Annotated in this window: 19 protein-coding genes; 6 read left to right on the top strand and 13 right to left on the bottom strand. The window is 50.0% G+C overall.

Going from position 1 to position 19,822, the window contains the following annotated elements:
- Positions 1 to 3 precede the first annotated feature (3 nt).
- On the top strand, positions 4 to 3,633 hold the full coding sequence (locus HF324_RS18585) for a beta-ketoacyl synthase N-terminal-like domain-containing protein (RefSeq protein ID WP_168860495.1): 3,630 nt from the start codon (positions 4 to 6) through the stop codon (positions 3,631 to 3,633).
- Positions 3,634 to 3,652: 19 nt separating this feature from the next.
- Positions 3,653 to 4,222 carry an NUDIX hydrolase gene (locus HF324_RS18580; RefSeq protein ID WP_168860494.1) on the top strand — a complete coding sequence of 190 codons (570 nt, stop codon included), beginning with the start codon at positions 3,653 to 3,655 and terminating at the stop codon, positions 4,220 to 4,222.
- An 85-nt stretch (positions 4,223 to 4,307) separates the two neighbouring features.
- Here the strand turns inward: HF324_RS18580 and HF324_RS18575 are convergent, their stop codons facing one another.
- The 8 genes from HF324_RS18575 to HF324_RS18540 form a co-directional block, all read right to left on the bottom strand.
- On the bottom strand, positions 4,308 to 5,315 hold the full coding sequence (locus HF324_RS18575) for a terpene synthase family protein (protein ID WP_168803909.1): 1,008 nt from the start codon (positions 5,313 to 5,315) through the stop codon (positions 4,308 to 4,310).
- 36 nt (positions 5,316 to 5,351) lie between these two features.
- A complete protein-coding gene (locus HF324_RS18570; RefSeq protein WP_168860493.1) occupies positions 5,352 to 6,368 on the bottom strand; it encodes a terpene synthase family protein in 1,017 nt (338 codons plus the stop codon).
- 99 nt (positions 6,369 to 6,467) lie between these two features.
- Complete coding sequence (locus tag HF324_RS18565) at positions 6,468 to 7,466, bottom strand: terpene synthase family protein (RefSeq protein ID WP_168860492.1); 999 nt, start codon at positions 7,464 to 7,466, stop codon at positions 6,468 to 6,470.
- A gap of 549 nt (positions 7,467 to 8,015) precedes the next feature.
- On the bottom strand, positions 8,016 to 8,879 hold the full coding sequence (locus tag HF324_RS18560) for a CPBP family intramembrane glutamic endopeptidase (RefSeq protein WP_168803905.1): 864 nt from the start codon (positions 8,877 to 8,879) through the stop codon (positions 8,016 to 8,018).
- Between the two features lie 21 nt (positions 8,880 to 8,900).
- Positions 8,901 to 9,464 carry a dihydrofolate reductase family protein gene (locus HF324_RS18555; RefSeq protein ID WP_168860491.1) on the bottom strand — a complete coding sequence of 188 codons (564 nt, stop codon included), beginning with the start codon at positions 9,462 to 9,464 and terminating at the stop codon, positions 8,901 to 8,903.
- A gap of 66 nt (positions 9,465 to 9,530) precedes the next feature.
- Positions 9,531 to 10,592, bottom strand: coding sequence for a hypothetical protein (locus HF324_RS18550; RefSeq protein WP_168803903.1), 1,062 nt, complete (start codon positions 10,590 to 10,592; stop codon positions 9,531 to 9,533).
- A 319-nt stretch (positions 10,593 to 10,911) separates the two neighbouring features.
- A complete protein-coding gene (locus HF324_RS33645) occupies positions 10,912 to 11,127 on the bottom strand; it encodes a hypothetical protein (protein WP_258539158.1) in 216 nt (71 codons plus the stop codon).
- A 51-nt stretch (positions 11,128 to 11,178) separates the two neighbouring features.
- Positions 11,179 to 11,829: a hypothetical protein gene (locus HF324_RS18540; RefSeq protein ID WP_168803901.1), complete on the bottom strand. Its 651-nt coding sequence runs from the start codon at positions 11,827 to 11,829 to the stop codon at positions 11,179 to 11,181.
- Positions 11,830 to 11,942: 113 nt separating this feature from the next.
- Between HF324_RS18540 and HF324_RS18535 the strand changes: the two genes are divergently transcribed.
- On the top strand, positions 11,943 to 12,401 hold the full coding sequence (locus tag HF324_RS18535) for a hypothetical protein (RefSeq protein WP_168803900.1): 459 nt from the start codon (positions 11,943 to 11,945) through the stop codon (positions 12,399 to 12,401).
- A gap of 2 nt (positions 12,402 to 12,403) precedes the next feature.
- Here HF324_RS18535 and HF324_RS18530 read toward each other — a convergent pair whose 3' ends face one another.
- The 3 genes from HF324_RS18530 to HF324_RS18520 form a co-directional block, all read right to left on the bottom strand.
- Complete coding sequence (locus HF324_RS18530; protein ID WP_168803899.1) at positions 12,404 to 12,676, bottom strand: DUF4242 domain-containing protein; 273 nt, start codon at positions 12,674 to 12,676, stop codon at positions 12,404 to 12,406.
- Between the two features lie 134 nt (positions 12,677 to 12,810).
- Positions 12,811 to 13,413 carry a DUF6624 domain-containing protein gene (locus HF324_RS18525; RefSeq protein ID WP_168860490.1) on the bottom strand — a complete coding sequence of 201 codons (603 nt, stop codon included), beginning with the start codon at positions 13,411 to 13,413 and terminating at the stop codon, positions 12,811 to 12,813.
- 36 nt (positions 13,414 to 13,449) lie between these two features.
- Entirely contained in the window at positions 13,450 to 13,932 is a 483-nt protein-coding gene (locus tag HF324_RS18520) for a RidA family protein (protein ID WP_168860489.1), read from the bottom strand.
- A 185-nt stretch (positions 13,933 to 14,117) separates the two neighbouring features.
- Between HF324_RS18520 and HF324_RS18515 the strand changes: the two genes are divergently transcribed.
- Both HF324_RS18515 and HF324_RS18510 read left to right on the top strand, forming a co-directional pair.
- Positions 14,118 to 14,816: a hypothetical protein gene (locus HF324_RS18515; RefSeq protein ID WP_168860488.1), complete on the top strand. Its 699-nt coding sequence runs from the start codon at positions 14,118 to 14,120 to the stop codon at positions 14,814 to 14,816.
- A gap of 106 nt (positions 14,817 to 14,922) precedes the next feature.
- Positions 14,923 to 16,461 carry a SulP family inorganic anion transporter gene (locus HF324_RS18510; protein ID WP_168860487.1) on the top strand — a complete coding sequence of 513 codons (1,539 nt, stop codon included), beginning with the start codon at positions 14,923 to 14,925 and terminating at the stop codon, positions 16,459 to 16,461.
- A 3-nt stretch (positions 16,462 to 16,464) separates the two neighbouring features.
- On the opposite strand, the gene HF324_RS18505 is transcribed toward HF324_RS18510, so the two are convergent.
- Both HF324_RS18505 and HF324_RS18500 read right to left on the bottom strand, forming a co-directional pair.
- Positions 16,465 to 17,478 (bottom strand): terpene synthase family protein, encoded by a 1,014-nt coding sequence (locus HF324_RS18505; protein WP_168860486.1) that lies wholly within the window; start codon positions 17,476 to 17,478, stop codon positions 16,465 to 16,467.
- 84 nt (positions 17,479 to 17,562) lie between these two features.
- A complete protein-coding gene (locus HF324_RS18500; protein ID WP_168803893.1) occupies positions 17,563 to 17,727 on the bottom strand; it encodes a hypothetical protein in 165 nt (54 codons plus the stop codon).
- Positions 17,728 to 17,739: 12 nt separating this feature from the next.
- Here HF324_RS18500 and HF324_RS18495 point away from each other — a divergent pair, with 12 nt between their 5' ends.
- A complete protein-coding gene (locus HF324_RS18495; protein WP_258539156.1) occupies positions 17,740 to 19,758 on the top strand; it encodes a glycoside hydrolase family 19 protein in 2,019 nt (672 codons plus the stop codon).
- The last annotated feature ends 64 nt before the right edge of the window (positions 19,759 to 19,822 follow it).

Below are 19,822 nucleotides of genomic sequence, written 5' to 3'. Positions count from 1 at the left end.
CTTATGGAACAAGCAGTAGCCATTATAGGCGTTTCATTCGATCTCCCCGGAATGAAAAACTGGGAGGATCTGTATCAGTCGCTCGCGGGTACTTCCTGCTATATCGGAGACATCTCCGCCCAGCGGAAAAAAGACCTCTTTGCGCGCTTTGGTGAATTCAGGGTGAAAGAAGGCGGATACCTTCCCGTGATCGATCAGTTCGATCCCAAATACTTTCATCTTACCGGGAAAGAATCTGTGCGGATGGCGCCTGAGCAACGGCTGATGCTGATGCATGCGCTCCGCGCCTTCTACGATGCCGGCTATACGGAAAAACACCTGAAAGGATCGGATACGGGGCTGTATTATGTTTCACGGGGCAGCAGTTATCCTATGTTCTTCGATGAGTCATTGGGAGAGTTTGAGGCGCTGCACGGCATCGAAGGCGCCAGGATTGCCCATTACCTGGACCTCCACGGCCCTGTGATCTCTGTCAATACTACCTGCTCTTCTTCGCTGACAGCGCTGCATCAGGCCTGTGGCGCGTTGATACAGGGCGATTGCAGCATGGCGCTGGTGGGTGGCGCCATACTGGGGGTAGTGAGCAGTGAAACGGCGGACAGGTCGGCTATTATATCCCGGGCGGGGCAATGCCGTCCGTTTGACAGTCTTGCCGATGGCACGCTCAACGGCGAAGGGGTGATCTGTTTCGTGCTGAAATTATTGTCTGATGCAGTCAGGGACAACGACCCCGTATATGCTGTAGTGGAGGGTACTGCCATGAATCACGGGGGCGCCCGCATTTCGAGCCTTACCGCTCCCAGCGCCGAAGCTCAGACGGAACTGTTGGTGAAAACCTGGCGACGCGCAGGCGTAAGTCCCGCTGCCATCCGCTTTATAGAAGCGCATGGTACCGGTACTATCCTCGGTGATCCTATTGAATTCAAAGGGATTGCGGAGGCGTTCCGGCAGGAGGGCGTTACAGACGGCGTTTGCAGTATCAGTTCCGTAAAGGGACAGATAGGCCATTTGGATTCGCTGGCGGGCATCGCCGGCCTGCTGCGGCTCACAGCGGCGCTTCGTAGCGGCACGATCCCCGCTCAGGCAGGCTTTGAAGCACTGAATGGACACATCAGCGAAGAAAACACTATTGTTGAAGTGCAGCGTACAGCAGCGCCGTGGCCGGTGGCAGAAGGCCGGAAAGTAGGAGGGGTGAGCTCATTCGGGCTTACCGGCAACAATGTACATGCCGTAGTATCGAGGCCGGAAAAGCCTTCCGTCGTATACCACGATCAACCGGTTTATTTTCTCCAGCTGGCAGAAAGAACGCCGGAAAGACTGCAACAGCTAAAGCAGGAACTGGCTGCTTCGCTGCGTGTAACCGAAAATGTTACCCTGGAGCCCTGGTGTCAGCGGGTGAACAGGTTGTTTACCCAACAGCCGGTGCAGCAGGGGTTGTTATTTAAAGACAAAGCCGCCTTGTTGCGGCAGCTGGAAGCGCCTTATGAGCGCTCTTCCCGTAAAAAGAGATATTTCATCGCCAATATCGATATCCTTTCCTTTGAGGAAGCCCAGGTGAATGCTCTTTTAAAAGGTAACCTGCTGCTGCGCGAGGAATATGATCAGCTGGTCGCCGGCAGGGTGCTGCCGGGGGCGGTGGCCAGGAATATTGCCTTCCAGGCTGCGGTATGCAAATGGCTGATAGCAGCACTGGGCAAAGAGGTTACCCTGATCAGTCCGAAAGAAGGAAATATTGTGCAGCAGGTACTCGCAGGGACCATTGTTCCCGAAGAGGCTTTTCGTATTTCACAGATAGTCCCCGGTGCAGATTTTAACCGCGCCAATTTTTTAAAATACCTGCAACAACTGCCGGCGACAGAAGATATCGTGATCTTCGATTTCAGCAACGATAACTTTGCCGCAGCATTCACGAAAGAGCTGGGCAACCTGGAAGTGGTGAGCGGGAAGCTGTGTTACGAGGACCGTTGCCGCGCCTTCTCAATTATGGTAAATGATGGTAAAGTGGTTCTGGAACCTGTGAATGTCAATACACATGTGACGCTTCCGCTGCCATTCTTTGACTTAAAAAGGTATTGGCCCGAACAGGTGAGGAGCCTCGCGGTTGCCGCAGTAAAAACCGAAGTACCGGCAGAAGTGGAGAAAGCAGGCGCCTGGACACTCCCCGCCATCCGGTCGGAGATTGCCGGTATCTGGCAGCAACTGCTGGAAATAACCACCCCGCTGCAGCCGGAGGATGACTTTTTCCTGCTGGGAGGTGATTCCCTTTCCGGTCTGGACATGATCGATAAACTGAAAAAGGCTTTTGGCATCACCGCAGTGTACCAGGATATGTTCAGCCATCCTTCACTGGAGGGTCTGTCGGCCCTGGTGGCGGCGCGCCTGGCGGGGCAGGCGGGAGAGGCAGGCGCCGTGCAGCCTGCCCCTGAGAAAGTGCGCCTGGATAATGCCGCCCGCAGCCAGGCGTATACCTCGCTGCTGGAAAACATACAACAGATGGGGCCATTGAAACGGCTGCAGCCCGCGGCAGTACTGGTAACCGGCGCCACCGGCTTTGCGGGTGGCTTTATCGCCCGCTATCTTTTGGAAAATACGGATGCGGTGATCTATTGCCTGGTGAGAGGAGAAAATCAATCTGCTGCCGAAACACATTTCTGGAGCCGGTTTTCGGCTATCTCCGGTATGGATGCCCATCCCAGGATCAAGGTGGTCCGGGGGGATGTTACCCGTGAAAACGCCGGTATCAGCACTGCGTTGCCCGGTGTGGACATGGTGTTTCATTGTGCTGGTTCCCCGGCCTATGTCGGACAAACGGAAAAGCTCCGGGAACTCAATGTAAACGGTACTATCAATGTGTTTAACTGGGCGGTAAAACAAGAAGTGCCGTACTTTCAGCATATTTCCACGGTAGGTATTGCCGGTAGTAGTGTGCCGCAGGACGGACAGGTGGCTTTTTACGAAACGGACGTGAACATAGGCCAGGACAACACAGGCTACATTCACGCGATCACACGGCTGGAAGCCGAAGAATACCTCCGCGCCCATACCCCGGACTTTATGCAGGTGAACGTATTCCGGATGCAGAATATCGGCGGTAGCCTGGAAGATGGTATATTCCTGAACAATATCGAGAGCAATCTCATTTACCTGCGTCTGCTTACGCTTATGAAACTGGGATGTTATACAGAACAGCTGGCATCTGTTAACCTGAAGATGGCGCCGGTAGATGTCATGGCGCGGGTAATAGGAGCGCTGGCGTTGCACCATCATACCCTGTTACATACTTTTCATCTCACGCTCGAAAGCGGTATGGGACTGCCGCAGGTGATCGCCGCATTTGAAAGCAATGGCATTATGTTGCAGAAAGTAAATGCGGCCGTATTCGGAGAAAGAGTAGATCAGCTGCTGCAGCAGGACAGGACCACCGCGGGCAATCTCCTGCTGGTACTGGAAAAGCAGAAGGAGCAGGAGAACAGCATCAAGCCGGCTGTACCGCGCAATGTGCCTCAGTTGACAAGCGACGCCACGCATTTATACTTAAAACAGTTGAAGATTGATACAGATTACGACAGGAATCAGTATCTTGAAAAAGTTGTAAAATTCGGCCTGGAAAATGCATTGTTCCCGGCCGGATAGCCCATTAAAATCTTGTCTTATGAAGAAACTCTTTTTTGTTGTGCTGTATCTGTTGCCCGTTATGTCGTTCGCCCAATCAACGCCTGATAAGGCTGTAAAAGCAGATAATTATACGATTCTGCGGCTGTTGATGATCAATCAGCAGGAAGAAATTCTGCTTGTAAAGTACAAAACCGGCTGGCTGACGCCATCGCTGCGTTATAATGAAAACCAAAGCATCAAGGGCGCCCTGGATAGCCTGGCGAGGGAATTCGGTTATGAAATTACCGTTCCGCAGTTACGCGCCATGGTGACCTTTCAGTTCGATTTTAAGCCTGTTGTTTCCATCCGTACGCATTACGCTGCGCACATTTCGGGAGGTAAACTGAAATCGCCGAAAGATGTGCAGGAAGTAAAATGGGTATCGCGGAAAGAGGCGGAAAAGCTGATGGCATTGCCGGAAACGCAGGCGGTGGATGCGATCAGGCTTACCACAATGCAGATATTAAATCATCCGGAGACTATCTGGGGAGGCTCTTTCCTGGTACCGGAAACGGGAACTGCCTGTAAAATGCAGGAGCCGTTCTACCCGGTGGGCAGGAGTAAATAGCCCCGAAATATTATTGATCAACGGTATTGGCGTCCTGATTACTTTGGTAATCAGGACGCCGTTTTTTATGGTAATAACGGAGTTATTACTGTTGGGCAGCTGTATTTGTGTTTTCCGGCCAGGCAAATCCCTTTCCTCCGGGCAGATACCGCTCCGTTTCCTGCACATAAAATGTATTTACGCCCTGGACGCCGAGTCCGAAATAGTAGACGAATTTGTCCACATGTTCCTGGTATTCTCCAAACTCGCGGTATTCCCTGTGTAAAGTAAGCAGCTCTTCAAGGTCCTCATTGTGGATGCGCAGCGTCTCCTTGCAGGCCTCTTCCAGTGTAAGGCCATATTGCCGTTGAAGCACAAAAACCACATTGAAGACTTCTGTTCCTTTGGCCAGCTCTTTGGGCAGGGAGTGAATATCGTTTTGCCAGATAATAATCCTGACCATCAGTGTCATCATGCGTTGTATGACGCAGTGCTCGACGATATGGTCGGGCAGGACCAGGCCGGATTCTATCTCTCCCAGAACCAGGTACGGGTACATCAGCACCGCATATTCACGGATAGCTTTATATACCGCAAACGAGGGAGGAGGCTGATTAGCCACTTTGTAGGAGTGTTCTACTTCAATCCCATACCGGAAGGTCAGGTAGAAATACCGGATAAAGCGCTGCATCCATATTTCGGGCATAAATGCACGGAATTCATCCCTGATGAGCGCCAGGTGTTGATAGACGGCATTTTCTTCCGGTAAGGGAGGAGCGCCATTGAGGATTTCCATACAACGGATACGCAGCTGTTGCTTTTCCTCCAACGATAAGTCTTCCACCTGGTCGTCGAGCACAACATACTGGAGCATGAACCTGTTGCAGGGAATCGTTTGTTCATACGTTAAGTCCGGCCACATGCATGCGGTGCACGCATGTAACCGCATCTTCTTATACTTCGTTATTTGTGCGGGTGTCAGGAACTGATAGTCGTTGTCGATCCATGACTCCATGTCCCTGCCCATTTGTTCCAGGTGAGGATTAATGCGGCTGGGCCAGGGATAGTAATTCAAAGGAAGATAGTCTCTTGGGTTAAATACTTTTGATGTCATTACGTTTTTTTTAAGTGGGAGATCCGTCCGGGTGTACTAGACGTGCTTGATATCTATCCTGTCCATGGTTTCGCCTTTCCCATTGGGAGGTACCGCAAATCCGTCAGGCAGGTATCGTTTCGTTCCGCTTTTATAATACCAGTCGTTCAAACCGCTGATCATTTGTTTGATATAAAAAATAAATTCTTCTGTCTCTTTCTGGTAGGGACTGAAGTCCGGCAGGTGGTTTGAAAGTGTTACAAATTCGTCTACAAACTCATCGTGGATCCTCATTCCTTCTGTGCAGGCTTCATCAAAAGATATTTTATGGTGATGCTGCAGCAACGTGATGATATTGAAAATCTCCGATTCTATCGCGAGTTCTTTACCTATGGTGGCGAAATCGTTTTGCAGCGCAACAATGATGGATTGCAGCATGATGATGCGCTGCATAACGGTATGCTTATAAATATAATCCGGTAAGGCAAAACCAGTGGTGGGACAGATCAGGTCCACAAACGGGATCATGCCTATGGAATTGGCACGGATTAAGTGAAAGAGGGGAATAGGGGGAATGTCTTTACTGATTTTGTAGGGTGATTCTTCCATAATTCCGTCGTTAACAAAGCGATACTTATAATTTTTCGCCATGCGTTCCAGCCAGAAGTCCGGCATCCCAAGGGCGATCCATTCCTTTCTGTTGGTCTGCATCTGGCGTAGTATTCCTTTTTCTTCCGGCCTGGGGGTATCCCCCATCATTACTTCGAAGATCCGGTCTCTGAAGGCTGCAATCTCTTTTACCGGTAAAAGTTCTACGTAATCATCCGTTACCGTCATATATATCGCGAAACGCGTTGCATGAAGAATCCGGGCCTTTTCGGTAGTGGCTGGTATCATAAAGGGACCTACATCGATTAATCGCATCTTTTTATACTTTGCCATTGCGTCTTTTGACAGAAACTGATAATCCTGGTCATACCAGATGGTTTCTTCTGCATTGAGCATCCCGGCGAAAGGGCTTTGGAGGGTTGTCCATGGGTATACCGGTTTGGGTACGTTTAATTCCTTGTTCATATTGGGTATGTAGTTAAAAAGACGAAAACATTTTTACTGTAATGGTCAGCAGTGCCGGGTAGTTTGTACGCCCGGAAAGGTCTTCAGGCTGAAAGGATGTCAGCCTAAAGACTGTTTTACTGTTTGCACATCAGGGAATCCGTGCATGGAATTATACCTGTCGAGCGTGGTGGAGATGGACTTCCACCCGTTTAATGTCATACTGATATAATGGACCCTGTTTGTGACAGCGTCCTGCAGGGTGCCGAAGTCCGGTAAAAAATCCTGCAGGTATTGGAACTCCCGCAGATATTCGTTGTGGATGTGCAGCGCTTCCTGGCATGCGGTTTCCAGGGAGATGTTGCGGTTGTGTTGAATGGCTTTCACCACATTATAGTACACTGCGCCGGTAGCTTCATCTTTCAGTACTGACTGGACCTCATTGAAACATATCATCATGCGGACCGCCAGCGCTTTCAGGCGTTGTATCGTATCATGCTGGTGGACGAATTCAGGAAGTATCACTTCCGTTTCAAGGTCCAGTAGTTCCAGGAAAGGGTAAAGGCAAAGTGAATTTTCACGGATAGCCAGGCATTCTTCCACGGAAGGAAATTCTTGCCGGGCTTTGTAATGAAGCTCCTGTTGAAGGCCGTCAAAATACTTTTGAAGGCCGTTGATGAACCGCTGCATGGATGCTTCAGGGAGAAACTGCAACAGCTCTTCCCTGAGGGTGGACAATAAACCGGCAAGGGGAATGTCCGTATCGTTTCTGGTGGCTGTTCCCTGCAGGATGGCCAGCGACTGATCGCGTACGTGGTACAATTCCTGTGAATTACATTCTTCGCACCTGTCGTCGTTATAAAGCGTCCAGAGCATCAGTCTGCATACAGGCTTCAGTCGCTCGGCACTGGCCGTCGGGAACCATTGAGAGGCGATATGTGCCGTCTTGGTCATTTTGTACTTCTTCCTGGTGAGCGGGTCGTTTGGATAAAGCGCCAAATACTCCCCGTCTATCCAATGTTGCTCGGTTATTTCCTGCAAGACGCCGGCAAATGGATTTTTAAGCATGGGAAAAGGGTAGTGGAACCGGGAAAGTACAGAGGTTATTACCGTGTTCATAGAAATTTCGGGTTACGTTGAGGGAATGATAATTTGTCGAAAACACTTGTCTCGCTGATCGTGCCGTTTCGGATTAGGAAAAGGTGGTTGACGGTACCAGTCTGTTGTTTTACTATCGTCTCTTTCTAAACAAATTGAATAATGTCAGGCACTGATGGGCCCCTGTCAGCGGTCCAACAGGTCAGTCATTTCATGGTAGCCGGTTTGGGGGCACGGGCCGGTTCAGAACAGGGGTTCCTGTGAAGTATCGGTAGGGTGACTTGACCTGGTAGGGAAATGATAGGATGCTTCGTTAATGTTTAATTCGGAGTTTTTTTGTCATCATGCAGCAGCTAAACTGGTGGTGACACATCAGTCTGATATACATTCGGGTTTCTGGCCATTTTGATTACTTTTTAAGGTTATTTTGATTATTTATCCGGAGGGTTCGGATTAATATCAATTTTACAAAAAAAATATAGATTCTCACACTTTTATAGCCTTTTTTATAGAAAAACCACGCTTATCCGATGGACTGTCATCATTTGACAGCGGGCTACTGCGGTGCTTTTACGATTTGTCCAGCATAGGGTAAGTGAACAGTAAAAAATGGAGCAGGTTAAAGCCAAAATGCGTAAAGATGGCAGCCATAATACCTCCTTTATGATACGCCACACCATATCCCAGGCCTGCTATAAAAGCCAGCAGCATTAACGGCCATCCGCCGGTGGTGTGAATGACTGCAAATATCAATGCGGACACTATCAGTGGCAGGTAGTACTTTTGTCGTTTAAATACCGCGCTGCCCACATAACCCTGCAGGTATCCCCTGAAGACGCTTTCTTCCGTCACTGCCACAATTAACAGGTTATGCAGCCCCCATATCCACAGGTAGTTGAGCAGCAGTTTCGGCTCCCATGCTACAAAGTGCAAGGCCCATGCAGTAAGGATACAAATCGCGATAATCGCCGTCAGCGGAGCAACGATCGCTTTACCGATTTTCCCAATGTCGTATTTTTCTATAAAGCCCAGTTTCAGTAAGCAGGTGAAAATGGCAAAACCGGCAAAGGGTTTGTCCAGGTTGAAGTGCATGGTAAAAGGAGCTGCATCCGGCGTAAATCGCACCCGGTCAAAAATAAGGACGTTGTCAAACCCCGGCAGCTGGTGCGTTAAAAGCAAAATACTTAAGAGGAAGAACGCGATGTGTGTAACGGCCCCTTGCCAGCCCGACGAATATTTGACGGCCAGCAACAGCAGCGCCGTTTCCGGCAGGAGCAGCGCAATACCGGTAAGGGTAATGCTTCCGTTGATAAATGCCAGTATATAAGCCATGGCAAGTATGATCCACCCTGCTTTTACGGCACGGAAGAAGCAAAGGAACAGGCTGGCAATAAATAAAAGGTATCCGGGTATTAGTTGTACATCAAATAACATATAGGGCTTGGATTTGTGCTTTTATCTGTTTTCTACCTTATATTTCACCAGTGTTACACCTGACGGATAATCCCGGGAGCTCAATAAAATCAGCCTTTTCCTGTGCTCGATATGCTGGAAAAGCGGTTTCCCTTTGCCCAATATGACCGGGTGGATGGCCAGTCGTATTTCGTCTATCAAATCCAGGTTGAAAAAAGTGGTGGCGATTTTCGCGCCGCCATACAGCCAGATGTTTTTTCCCGGTTGTTGTTTTATTTCCTGTACTTTTTCCCTGATGCCCGTACTGATAATGATAGCGCCGGTGTGGTCGTTCTTCATTGTTTGGGAGAACACATATTTGGTCTTGTAATTCAGCAGGCGGAAAGCTTCTTTTATCTTCGGACTTGCGTTTTCACCGGCCTGCTGTTGGCCAAATTTTTCATAAGCCACCCGCCCGTAAAAGATAATGTCTTTATCGCTTAATATCTCGTTCAATATATCCCCGAAGTCCATCTTTTCATCTTTTACAATCCAGTCCAGTTCCCCATCGGGCCCTTCTATCATGCCGTCGAACGAAACGGCCAGGTTTAGAATGATACTTCGCATTGTATAAAATTTTATGAATTAAAAAATTTATGGACAATGGAGACCGGGAAGCGCGCCTTCCTGCTTTTATCCAACAGGAAGGTCGTAGCTGCGCAACTGGCCGTCACCGGTGGTCAGTAACAGTTTGTTGTGCACTATCATTACGCTGATAATATTGCTGCTGTAATCATATATATAGTCCGGGTTGGTGGTAGGATTGCCATCGGGATCGTACGCTGTAAACTCAATACCCTCCGGCATTACTTCCGCTTTACAGCGTAAATCTTTCCTGTCCAGCAGCAGTAACCTACCGAATTGGGAAACTACGAGGATGTTGTTATCGTCTACAAAGAAGACGCTGTAGTTGATATTGTCCGGTTCAGCAGCCGGGAAGTCTTTACTGCCGTCGAAAATAGCCTGCTGGTCCTGTGCTGCTGTCTTTTCTATTCCGGGAAAGGAATAGATTTCTACCGGTCCATCGTAATGGGGAGCCATGATAAACTCTTTTCCGGATGGTGCGAAGTTACCCATGATCACTTCCTCACATTGGATCAGCTCCGTCAGGGAGATGATGCCATCGTTCAGCTGTAGTTGCATCAGGATGGATTCCTCCTGACCGGCAGCGGCTTCCAGCAGGATGGTGTTATTATCGGGCGTAGCATGGAATACATAGGCGTGCCGCTGGCTTTCCAGCAGCGGGTAGGAGGCTATTACTTCGAAAGTGGCGGCATCCATTACCTGTAACTCGTCTGTTGCATTTTCATCGCCCGGCAGCACATACCAGATTGTTTTATTATCCCTGGCGAAAAAGCAGGCAGCACCCAGGAACCAGCCCCAGGAGCCATGTTCCACCGTATGCAACACTTTTGTGCCTTCCGCATCGAGTATACGCACATCGACCATGCCCGCAATGGCTATCAGGCGGCCATCAGAAGAGGCAGACAACTTGCTGCTGACATAGTTCGCATTCTGTCCCTGCATGATTTTCTCCCATACAATTTCCAGGTTAGCATTGAGCCGGGTAATCAACGGCTGACTGGCGAAGTTCATCAGTATCTCGCCATCCGGCAACGGCACTACGTTGACCGGGTTGGCAGTGAATGTCAGTTTACTCTTTAACGGCAGGTTTATATGCGGAAATTGACTCATATTTTCTGTTTAGACGTCGCAAAGGTAATAAACAAACTAATTTTCTGGCGGCCTGCGCCGCAGTAATTACTTATTTTTAATAGACGTCTGTTATCCTGTCTTTGCCCTTCAACTCAAATTCATCTCCGGTTTTTTTCTGCATTAATTGTTTTGCCAGTGGTGATACCGGCGAAAGAAAAATAACCGTTTCCCCGTTGACGCTCTGTTTCCCGAGACCTGCCCCTATAAAGAAGGCAGCAGTAGCAGACCGTACAAAGGCGCCGGCAGCGGGAAGCTGGTATATAGATTGAACATTGACAGCACGCAGCGCATGGAGCTCTTACTGGTGGGCGAGCAGCTGCCTGGCATGCATGTCCTTTTCCATATGGCTCATGGCCCGCGCCGTTTCATATTTATCGCCGACGGAACTTTTGCTTTCCTGGTTGGCCGCAGCCTGAGCTTCATCCATGGCCCGCTGCGTAACGGCAATACGTTGCAGGAAGATCTGCTCTCCATGTTGTTTCAGTAGTTGTTTGTGGGCGATCCGTTCATCCATATGGTGCTGGTTGATGTACAAAGGGCAAATATAGGGAATGGACGACATGTTCTATTCCCGGCCTTTTGAAGTGGGGATCATTCTTGCTTTTTTAAAATCCTCGAAATCTCTATAGAATTCGATAGCAGGATAAGAAGGGGAATTGTCCGGGTTTGTTGTCCATGTAAGATGAACAACGGCAAACGAGTATTCATTTTTGCCGGTAACATAACATAAAACATCATCTTCAGGCCCAAAGTCGGCGAGCGCGAAATACTGATGTTGCGCAAGCAGATTGTTTCCGCCGAAAGAACGAACTTTTCTGCGGACCTCATCTTCCAACGCAATTTTCGTTTCTATTGATAGAGGATGCCACGGGGCAGTTAGAAAAGTTGAGGGGGGACCGTCATCGAGGGTATCGAAGATCATAAAATAATTAGAACCTACTATTTCGATAGTAATTTCATCCGGAAAGACTGTGGTGTCCATAATACTGAATCCGCCGGCAGGTTGCAGGAAGCAGCCATTTTCCAATTGAATATTTAAGGTTAGCTGTTCTATTTCGTTATTGTACTGCCCTTTAGAGCGTCTGAAAAAAGGTTGGAGCTCAAAATAAGCCGCATTTGGAGTAAGGCGCCCGCCAACTACTCCCATAGATTGGTCGATCGTTTTCATGTCGATAGTGCCCAACGGTTTGGTATTGGAATAAAATGTTGCTTTCATACGGCCTAAAATAGTCAGAAATGCCGGCATTGCAAGTGTTGGTCACGCCCGCGGAATTTCGTGGATGGATTGGCAGTCATGAAAATGGTGTAAATTGCCGGAAACACACCCATATGACACTACCCACCGTACAATACAGAACGCACCGCATCGGCTATTCCGTGGCGGCGGTCTGTGGCTTCCTTGCCGCTTTTCAGGGCGGGTACTGGCTGGTGACCGGAAGTGTCGCTGCTTTCTTCGGCTGGCTGTTTCTGATAATCGGCCTGATAGCGTTTGTTGGTTGTAGCTGGACCGCCATCCGGAATTCGCTCGTACTGGAACTGAACCAGGAGGGGATCATGTATAGAAAAGATATCTACGGCTGGCGCACATTACGCAGCTATGCTATCCGGAAAGAGGTCGGTGAAAGCAGTTTGTTCGTTTACCTGATATTATCCTTTACAGATGGCAGGGCGCCGCTGGAGATCCAGCTGGATTGGCTGGATAACAGCGAGTCTGTGCCGGAGCAAATGGGGATTTTCGCGGCATCTTTCGGGATACCGTTTGATGGGGTGGAAAGGAAAGAAGTATAGTTTTACTCTGCAGTAGTGGGGTCGATCATGGTCGCGACCTCACTGACCGCGTTGGCGGGAAACCCTCCCTGCTTCGCATGTTCCCGGACCATTTCTTCATTGGGCGCTATATACACACAATAGATTTTATCGGCGGTTACATAACTGTGTACCCATTGGATTTGGGGGCCCATATTCCTTAATACGCCGCAGGAAGCCTGTGAAATAGTTTTTAATTCTTCTCCTGTTAATTTACCTGCTCCGGGGATTTCGCGTTCGATAACATACTTAGGCATAAAATAAAGTTTTTAATTTTTACCTGTAAAAGTTTTCTTCGCAATCCGGTTTTTGTAGGATCTGGTATGGGTAAGGCAATGGAGGAGTGGGAAAAGAGATGTACCCAAAGATAAGCTATTTATACGTGTCTTTGCTATTTCATCCAGCCAACCCGTTTTCTCCATTCGTCTGCTTCACGCTGCCGTTTGTCGTAGTCTTCGGGAGGTGTTTGGCCTTCGGATGCGGCCCGTTGTCTTATAAGCGTTGTTTGTTCTTCAAGGGTATTCAGGCGGATGTGTTTTCGTCTTTCGTTTACTTTGTCCAGGTCGTCAAACAGGTTGGGCGAGAGTTTCCCGTTTTTGTCCCAGTCAAATTGCGTTCCATAAAGTTGTGGTTTGCCTTCAAGGACAGCAATCCGATCTGTCAGGTATGCCAGATTCCAGGGTTCTGCCTGATGGCCGGCAACCGCTTTTTCCAGCAGGCCTCTGCATTTTTTCATAAAATCAGGTTGACCAATAGCATGCTGGATGACCAGCCATGCTGCTTCGCTGGCTTCTTTGCCGACCTTTTGGATGGTTGGGTAGCCAATTGTATCGATAATTTCATTTAATATTGCAGCATTGCTGTTGTGCAACTTTTCCATAGCCTCATCATAACCGTTTGAAAGTTTTCCCTGGCTGATGAGTTGATCTCTCAGTTTTAGATCTTTTCTTTTTAGATCGATGATTTTATCGGCAATGTTATCGTCTTTCTTCATCCTGTTGGGTGTTTAAACAGTGGTTGTGCCGGCTACTCATCTGTTGCCGCCGGCAAGTACAGCAATCATGTCTATCTCCAACGTCGCCTCAGCTTCATACAACCGGCTTACCTGCATCCAGGTGGCGGCAGGAAAATCGCCTTTATAGAATTCCTTCCTCACCGTAGCGTTTGTTTTAACGGTTTCTATATCTGTTGTATACAGGGTTTCTTTCACCACATTTTGAGAGGAGGCGCCAAAAGCATTCAGGCATTTTTCCAGCGCTTTATATACGCGCGCGATGCCCTCAGGGCTTAGATCTTTTGTAGGAATACCTGAAACGTAAATGGTATTGCCCACTTTGACCACCTGGGCGTACCCTGCCACTTCATCTTGTTTTTTGGGGTTGTTCCAATGCCATTTTTCTTTGACCGGCCCGGTTTTCTTTGTTGTTTGTTTTCCGGCGCTGTTGCTGGTTTTACAGCCGGTATAAACCAATAAGCAGGTGATCAAACAAAACAGTACAGCTATTTTAGGCATATATAGGTAATTTTGGATATACAGCTTAAATATAGGAAACGGAAACGGTATTGTCAGGAATTAACTGACCTGGTAACTTTCGCGGGCGCTCGCGTCGGTAACAACCTTTTGGTGCGGTCAACAATCGCGTTGGGAATCAGGAAATTCTCGTTTTTTAACGATCTTGAGGACCCAAAAATATACTTATGAAAAAGACGTCATTCATTCTTTGTGTCCTGTTGACTGCCCGTTTATGGACAAATGCCCAAACACTTCAACAAGTAACGGATTCCGGAAATACCACCACCAAAAGCATCGTCATCCGGAATGCGCAGGGACTTAATATCGGGGTAGATGCCGCGGTTGGCTATACGGTGAACAGCCATTTTTTGAAACCTTCCCCCAATGAGTACAGGACCGTCCGGTTTGATTGTTCAACGGTAGATGTTGCCGGCGGCTGGGAGTTTTATAATTCCAGTACCAACAAATCGCTGTTATATGTGCGGCAAAGTGGCAACGTCGGTATTGGCACTCCCAATCCGCAATCCTTATTGGCGGTAAACGGTACCATCACTGCTACCAGGGTGAAAGTAACACAGAACGGCTGGGCCGATTTTGTATTTCAGCCGTCCTACCAGCTACCTTCTTTAGCTGAAGTGGAAACATTCATCCGGCACAACAAACACCTGGCTGGTATTCCATCTGAAACGGACGTGAAGACTAATGGCCTGGATGTGGGCGAGATGCAGGTAAAACTCTTACAAAAGATAGAGGAACTTACCCTGTATATGATAGACCTGAACAAGAAAGTAGAGACACAACAACAGCTTATCTCCGCGCAGCAGCAGCTAATCGAATCACAACGTAATGAGTTAAAGCTGATAAAGGAACAGCATTCCCGGTAACCATCGCCGTGAAGATACCGGTAAAGCCGCATACATCCCGGGGATGGTGCGGCTTTACGCTTTATCCGTCTTTTCGTTACCTTTGCCCGCTGCTAATCATTTTGACATGAAGGCCTACCTTAATTTGTTCGACTTTTCGCAAAAAGTTAATTACAAGACCGAAGTCCTGGCGGGGTTTACCGTTGCCATGACCATGATACCCGAGTCTCTGTCCTTTGCTATTTTAGCGGGATTGTCGCCTCTGACCGGCTTGTATGCGGCATTCCTGATGGGCCTGATTACGGCTGTATTAGGTGGCCGGCCCGGAATGGTGTCCGGTGGAGCAGGCGCTACCGTAGTCGTACTGATCGCGCTGATGCAGTCGCACGGGGTGGAGTATGTATTTGCGGCAGTAGCCCTGGCTGGGCTGTTCCAGATAGCGGTCGGCATATTCAGGCTGGGTAAGTTCATCCGCCTGGTACCTCAACCGGTGATGTACGGTTTTGTAAACGGTCTGGCTATTATCATTTTTATGGCACAGGTACAGCAGTTTAAAGTACCGGGCAGCAACGGCGCCGAATGGCTGAGCGGTTCGGTGCTTTGGACCATGGTGGGACTGGTGGCCTTAACCATATTGATTGTGATCACTTTTCCGCGGATCACGAAAGCGGTGCCGGCTTCGCTGGTAGCGATTATCGTGGTTTTCCTCGTCGTGTTGGGATTGGGCATAGACACGAAAACGGTCAAAGACATTGCCTCTGTGAGCGGTGGTTTTCCTCCGTTCCATGTACCGTCTGTCCCTTTCAGTATTGACACCCTCAAAACGATTTTCCCTTATTCATTGGTGATGGCGGGCGTCGGGCTTATAGAGAGCCTGCTCACGATGAATGTGGTGGATGAGATTACCGGTACCAAGGGAAGAGGTAATAAAGAAGCGGTGGCACAGGGTACGGCCAACGTCGTCAACGGGTTCTTTACCGGTATGGGAGGCTGCGCCATGATCGCCCAATCATTCGTTAACCTGTCAGCCGGCTCCAGGGCACGGCTGTCGGGTATCATCGCGGCATTGACCATTCTGCTGATCATCCTCTTCGGCGCGCCTGTTATCGAGCGTGTGCCCATGGCAGCGCTGGTAGGTGTTATGATGATGGTGGCGATAGGGACGTTTGAGTGGACCAGCCTGCGTGTCATCAACAAAATGCCGCGCCATGATGTGGTGGTGGGGATACTGGTCGCCGGGATCACGGTATGGCTGCACAACCTGGCCCTGGCGGTGCTGATCGGTGTTGTCATCTCTGCGCTGGTATTTGCCTGGGAAAGCGCCAAAAGAATACGCGCCCGGAAATATGTGGACGATAACGGCGTGAAGCACTATGAAATATACGGACCGCTCTTTTTCGGTTCCGTTACTGCGTTTAACGAGAAGTTCGATGTGAACAACGACCCCGCAGCGGTGGTCATTGACTTCAAAGACAGCAGGGTAGCCGATATGAGCGGTATCGACGCACTCCATAAGCTGACGGAACGTTATAAGCGCGCCGGAAAAACATTGCGGCTCCGGCATCTGAGCGAAGACTGCAAACTGCTTCTCAAAAACGCTTCTTCCCTGATAGAGGTCAATGTGGAGGAAGATCCCTGTTACCGTGTGGCTACGGACAAAGCATAACCGTCAGTAAAGGCTGATAAATTCACCGTCTACATAGCCTCCCGGCACATAGCGGGTGGTGTCGTGGGTATGCCAGGCATAGACGCCTGCCACCATGATGCCCAGATCGTACACGTAGTTGTATGCCATTTCCTGCCAGTCGCCGAAAAAAGGAAGCCGCTCATGCAGCAGCAGGAATTCTTTCAGATAGTTATCGTGCACGGCCAGCGCCATTCGGCAGGCTTCCTCCGGCTGTACGTTATGTTCATGCTGCATCACCTTTACCAGGTTCATGACGTCACCTTCCCGGCCCAGTTCTTTCGGCAGGGAAATAATATCATTATGAATGCCGATCATGCGGGAACAGAGCGCATGCAGCCGCAGGATGTGCGGATGTTCCAGTACCTCGTCCGGTAGCCGGCGGTAGTCCTTTTGCATGACGGCATATTTACAGAAAGGCAGCCCTCCGGCTGTCTGTTCCCTGATGAGCGTATAGACCTCAAACGGAGGAGGGACGTTGGGCCTGTTATAAGGCCTTTCATCGCGGTACCCCACCAGCAAATCGTGTATCGAAGCGATGAATTTACGGTAGTGCCGTTCCGGCATGTCGCAGGCAAGGGCTTCCTGCCGCAGCGCCCACCACGGACGGTAAAAGCCATGCCCCTTGGGTTCGCGGGTATCTTCTCCGGTCATCAACGCCGTAATTCGTTGTTGAATTTCTTCCATTTCCAGGAGGGAGCAACGGTCCAGATAGTCGTCGATCATAGCGCCGTTGGCGGTGAAGTTGGCCAAAGGACGTAGTTCAGCCAGCGAGTTCAAAAAAGGAAGTCCGCGCGCGGCAACGTCGGTTAAATGGTGCTGTTTGTGTTTTTCGCGTGCTGCTTCGCTGTGAAACGTATATTCCCGGTCAATCATGGCGTAATACTCTTCCCTTTGTTGCTGATAGTCAGGATGGATAAAGTCGGGAAAAGGGTAGTGAGGCTTCGGCAGTTGCTGCCACACGGCATGCAGATGGGCTACAGTGTTTTCCTTTGACATGGCAAAAATTATTATGGTTATCCTGTGAGGCGTGGTTTTCCTCAATAAAACTACAGTGCGCCAATGCGATGATACGACAGTAGATCAGCGGCCGTAAATGACCATCGGTTGCATTTTGATGCTATAGCAGCGTAATAGCCGCCGTGCTGCAGTAGGCGGTATGTTTTCGATATATTGCCCGTGGTGGCGGGTCTGCTGTATGGTAGCAACGAGGGATTGTAGTTTACCGGCCATTTTCCCACTCTTCAAATTTAGCTGGTTATGAAAATCCACCCTCTGATTACTACTGTAGTCCTATGCCTTTTATGCTGGTCGCACACTGCCGCCAGCCACAAGGCCGCAAATCCCGGGAGCGTACCGTCTGTCGCTGACACATCTGTTGCCACACTGATCAGCAGTGCCGAATGGGACGTACTGTTTCCTCATCGTTTTAATCCTGACGACCGCACCGGCGCCGGAACGCTGCCCACGAGCCCGGCGAAGGATTTCTATTCCTACAGCAACTTCGTGGAGGCGGTACGGCGTATGTCCAACATCAAGGTGCTGCTGGAAAGACGTTGCGGTACCGATTACTACCGGATCACCCGTACCGATAAAACCACGGGGGTGAGCACCGTGATCAGGACCGATCCGGGCTTCAACGACCCTACCTGGAGCGGGCTCGCCATTATCACGCAGGTGCTTGACTATGGCTCCTTCGCCGCTGAAGGCGATATCAATGCCCGTAAAAGGGAACTGGTAGCGTTCCTGGCCAATATCTCCCAGGAAACAACCGGTGGCTGGCCCACGGCGCCGGGCGGCCAATACGCCTGGGGACTGTATTTCCGGGAGGAACAAGGTTACGAAGGGACCAACAATATCGGTTACCGGGATGAGACCAACACCATTTATCCTCCCGCACCCGGAAAATCGTATCATGGCAGAGGTCCCATCCAACTCAGTTACAACTATAACTATGGCCAGGCCAGCGAACTGATCTTCGGCGATAAAAACGTATTGCTGGCCAACCCGGAGAAAGTGATACAGGACGGCGCGATCGCCTTCGAAACCGGTCTTTGGTTCTGGATGGCGCCCCAGTATCCCAAACCATCCTGCCACGATGTGATGATCCCCGGCAAGTGGACGCCTACACCGGCACAACAGGCAGCCGGCATCAGGCCGGGATTTGGCGCTACGGTCAATATCATCAACGGTGGTATCGAATGTGGCAGCGGAACAGAAAATACCAAAGTGCTGAGCCGCATCGCGCACTACCAGCGTTATGCCACCCTCAAGCAGGTAAGCCTCGAACTGAACGGAGGCAATAATTCCGCCAACTGCGGATGCGCCAATATGTCCCGGTTCACCGTCGATAACGGGGAGTGCGCCAGCCTTACATCCATTCGTTTTCTCCAGCCCGCCAATGGTATCCTTTCTACCACTTCCTTAGGTCCCGTTACCCTGGCCGTTACCAAAAATGATCCCCGCCAGGAGATCAGCAAAATCCAGATCGTGGTCAACGGTCAGCTTTTCAATGACTCTGTGATACAATGGACGCCCCCGGCCTACAATAAGTTCACCGCCACCGCACGGGGAATAAGAACCGGGATGGACACCATTTCCACCACCGTCAGCTTTGCCGTATGGAACAGCCGTACTTTTGAAGGCTGCGCCAATCTTCCCCAGTGGCAGGCCACTCAGAACTACACCACCGCCGGAAATATCGTCCTCTATAACAATAACATTTATCGCAACAAGTGGTGGGCCGGCAGCGCCAGCGTCCCCGGCAGCAGCGATACATGGGAACTGCTGGGCGCCTGTTCCAACGGCCCCCGGCCCGATACCGGCTGCGGAGGCATCGCCGAATGGATATCTTCCAAAGCTTATGCTGCCGGTGACCAGGCCGTTTATAAAACGAAAATCTATAAGGCCAACTGGTGGACGCAAAACAATCCGCCTGACCTGAACAGCGGCGCCGGAAAACCCTGGACATACGTTCGGGATTGCGGCAGCGCTGTCGCCGGCATGAAGACGGTCGCCAGCGCCACCGTATATCCTAACCCGGTAGCAGGTAACACCATGAACGTACAGTTCTCCGCCCCGGCAGGAGGGAAGTGCTATCTGTCCGTCCTCCATAGTACCACCTTACAGCGTATGCAACAGGTATATTATGAAGCGGGGCATGACGGCGTTCATACCGTGACGCTGGATGTCAGCAGACTGCCTGCCGGCACCTGGATACTGCAAATCAACGGAGATGGCAGCAGCAGGAACAGTGCCGTTGCTTTTATAAGAAATTAAATCCTGCAAAAGCCCCAACAGCCCTGCATTCCGCCAATCGGTGGATATGCAGGGCTGCCGGCTT

The sequence above is a fragment of the Chitinophaga oryzae genome, from assembly GCF_012516375.2.
Taxonomy (GTDB): Bacteria; Bacteroidota; Bacteroidia; order Chitinophagales; family Chitinophagaceae; genus Chitinophaga; species Chitinophaga oryzae.
Note: the sequence above shows the minus strand (reverse complement) of the source record. Positions and strands in the feature narration are given on the sequence as shown.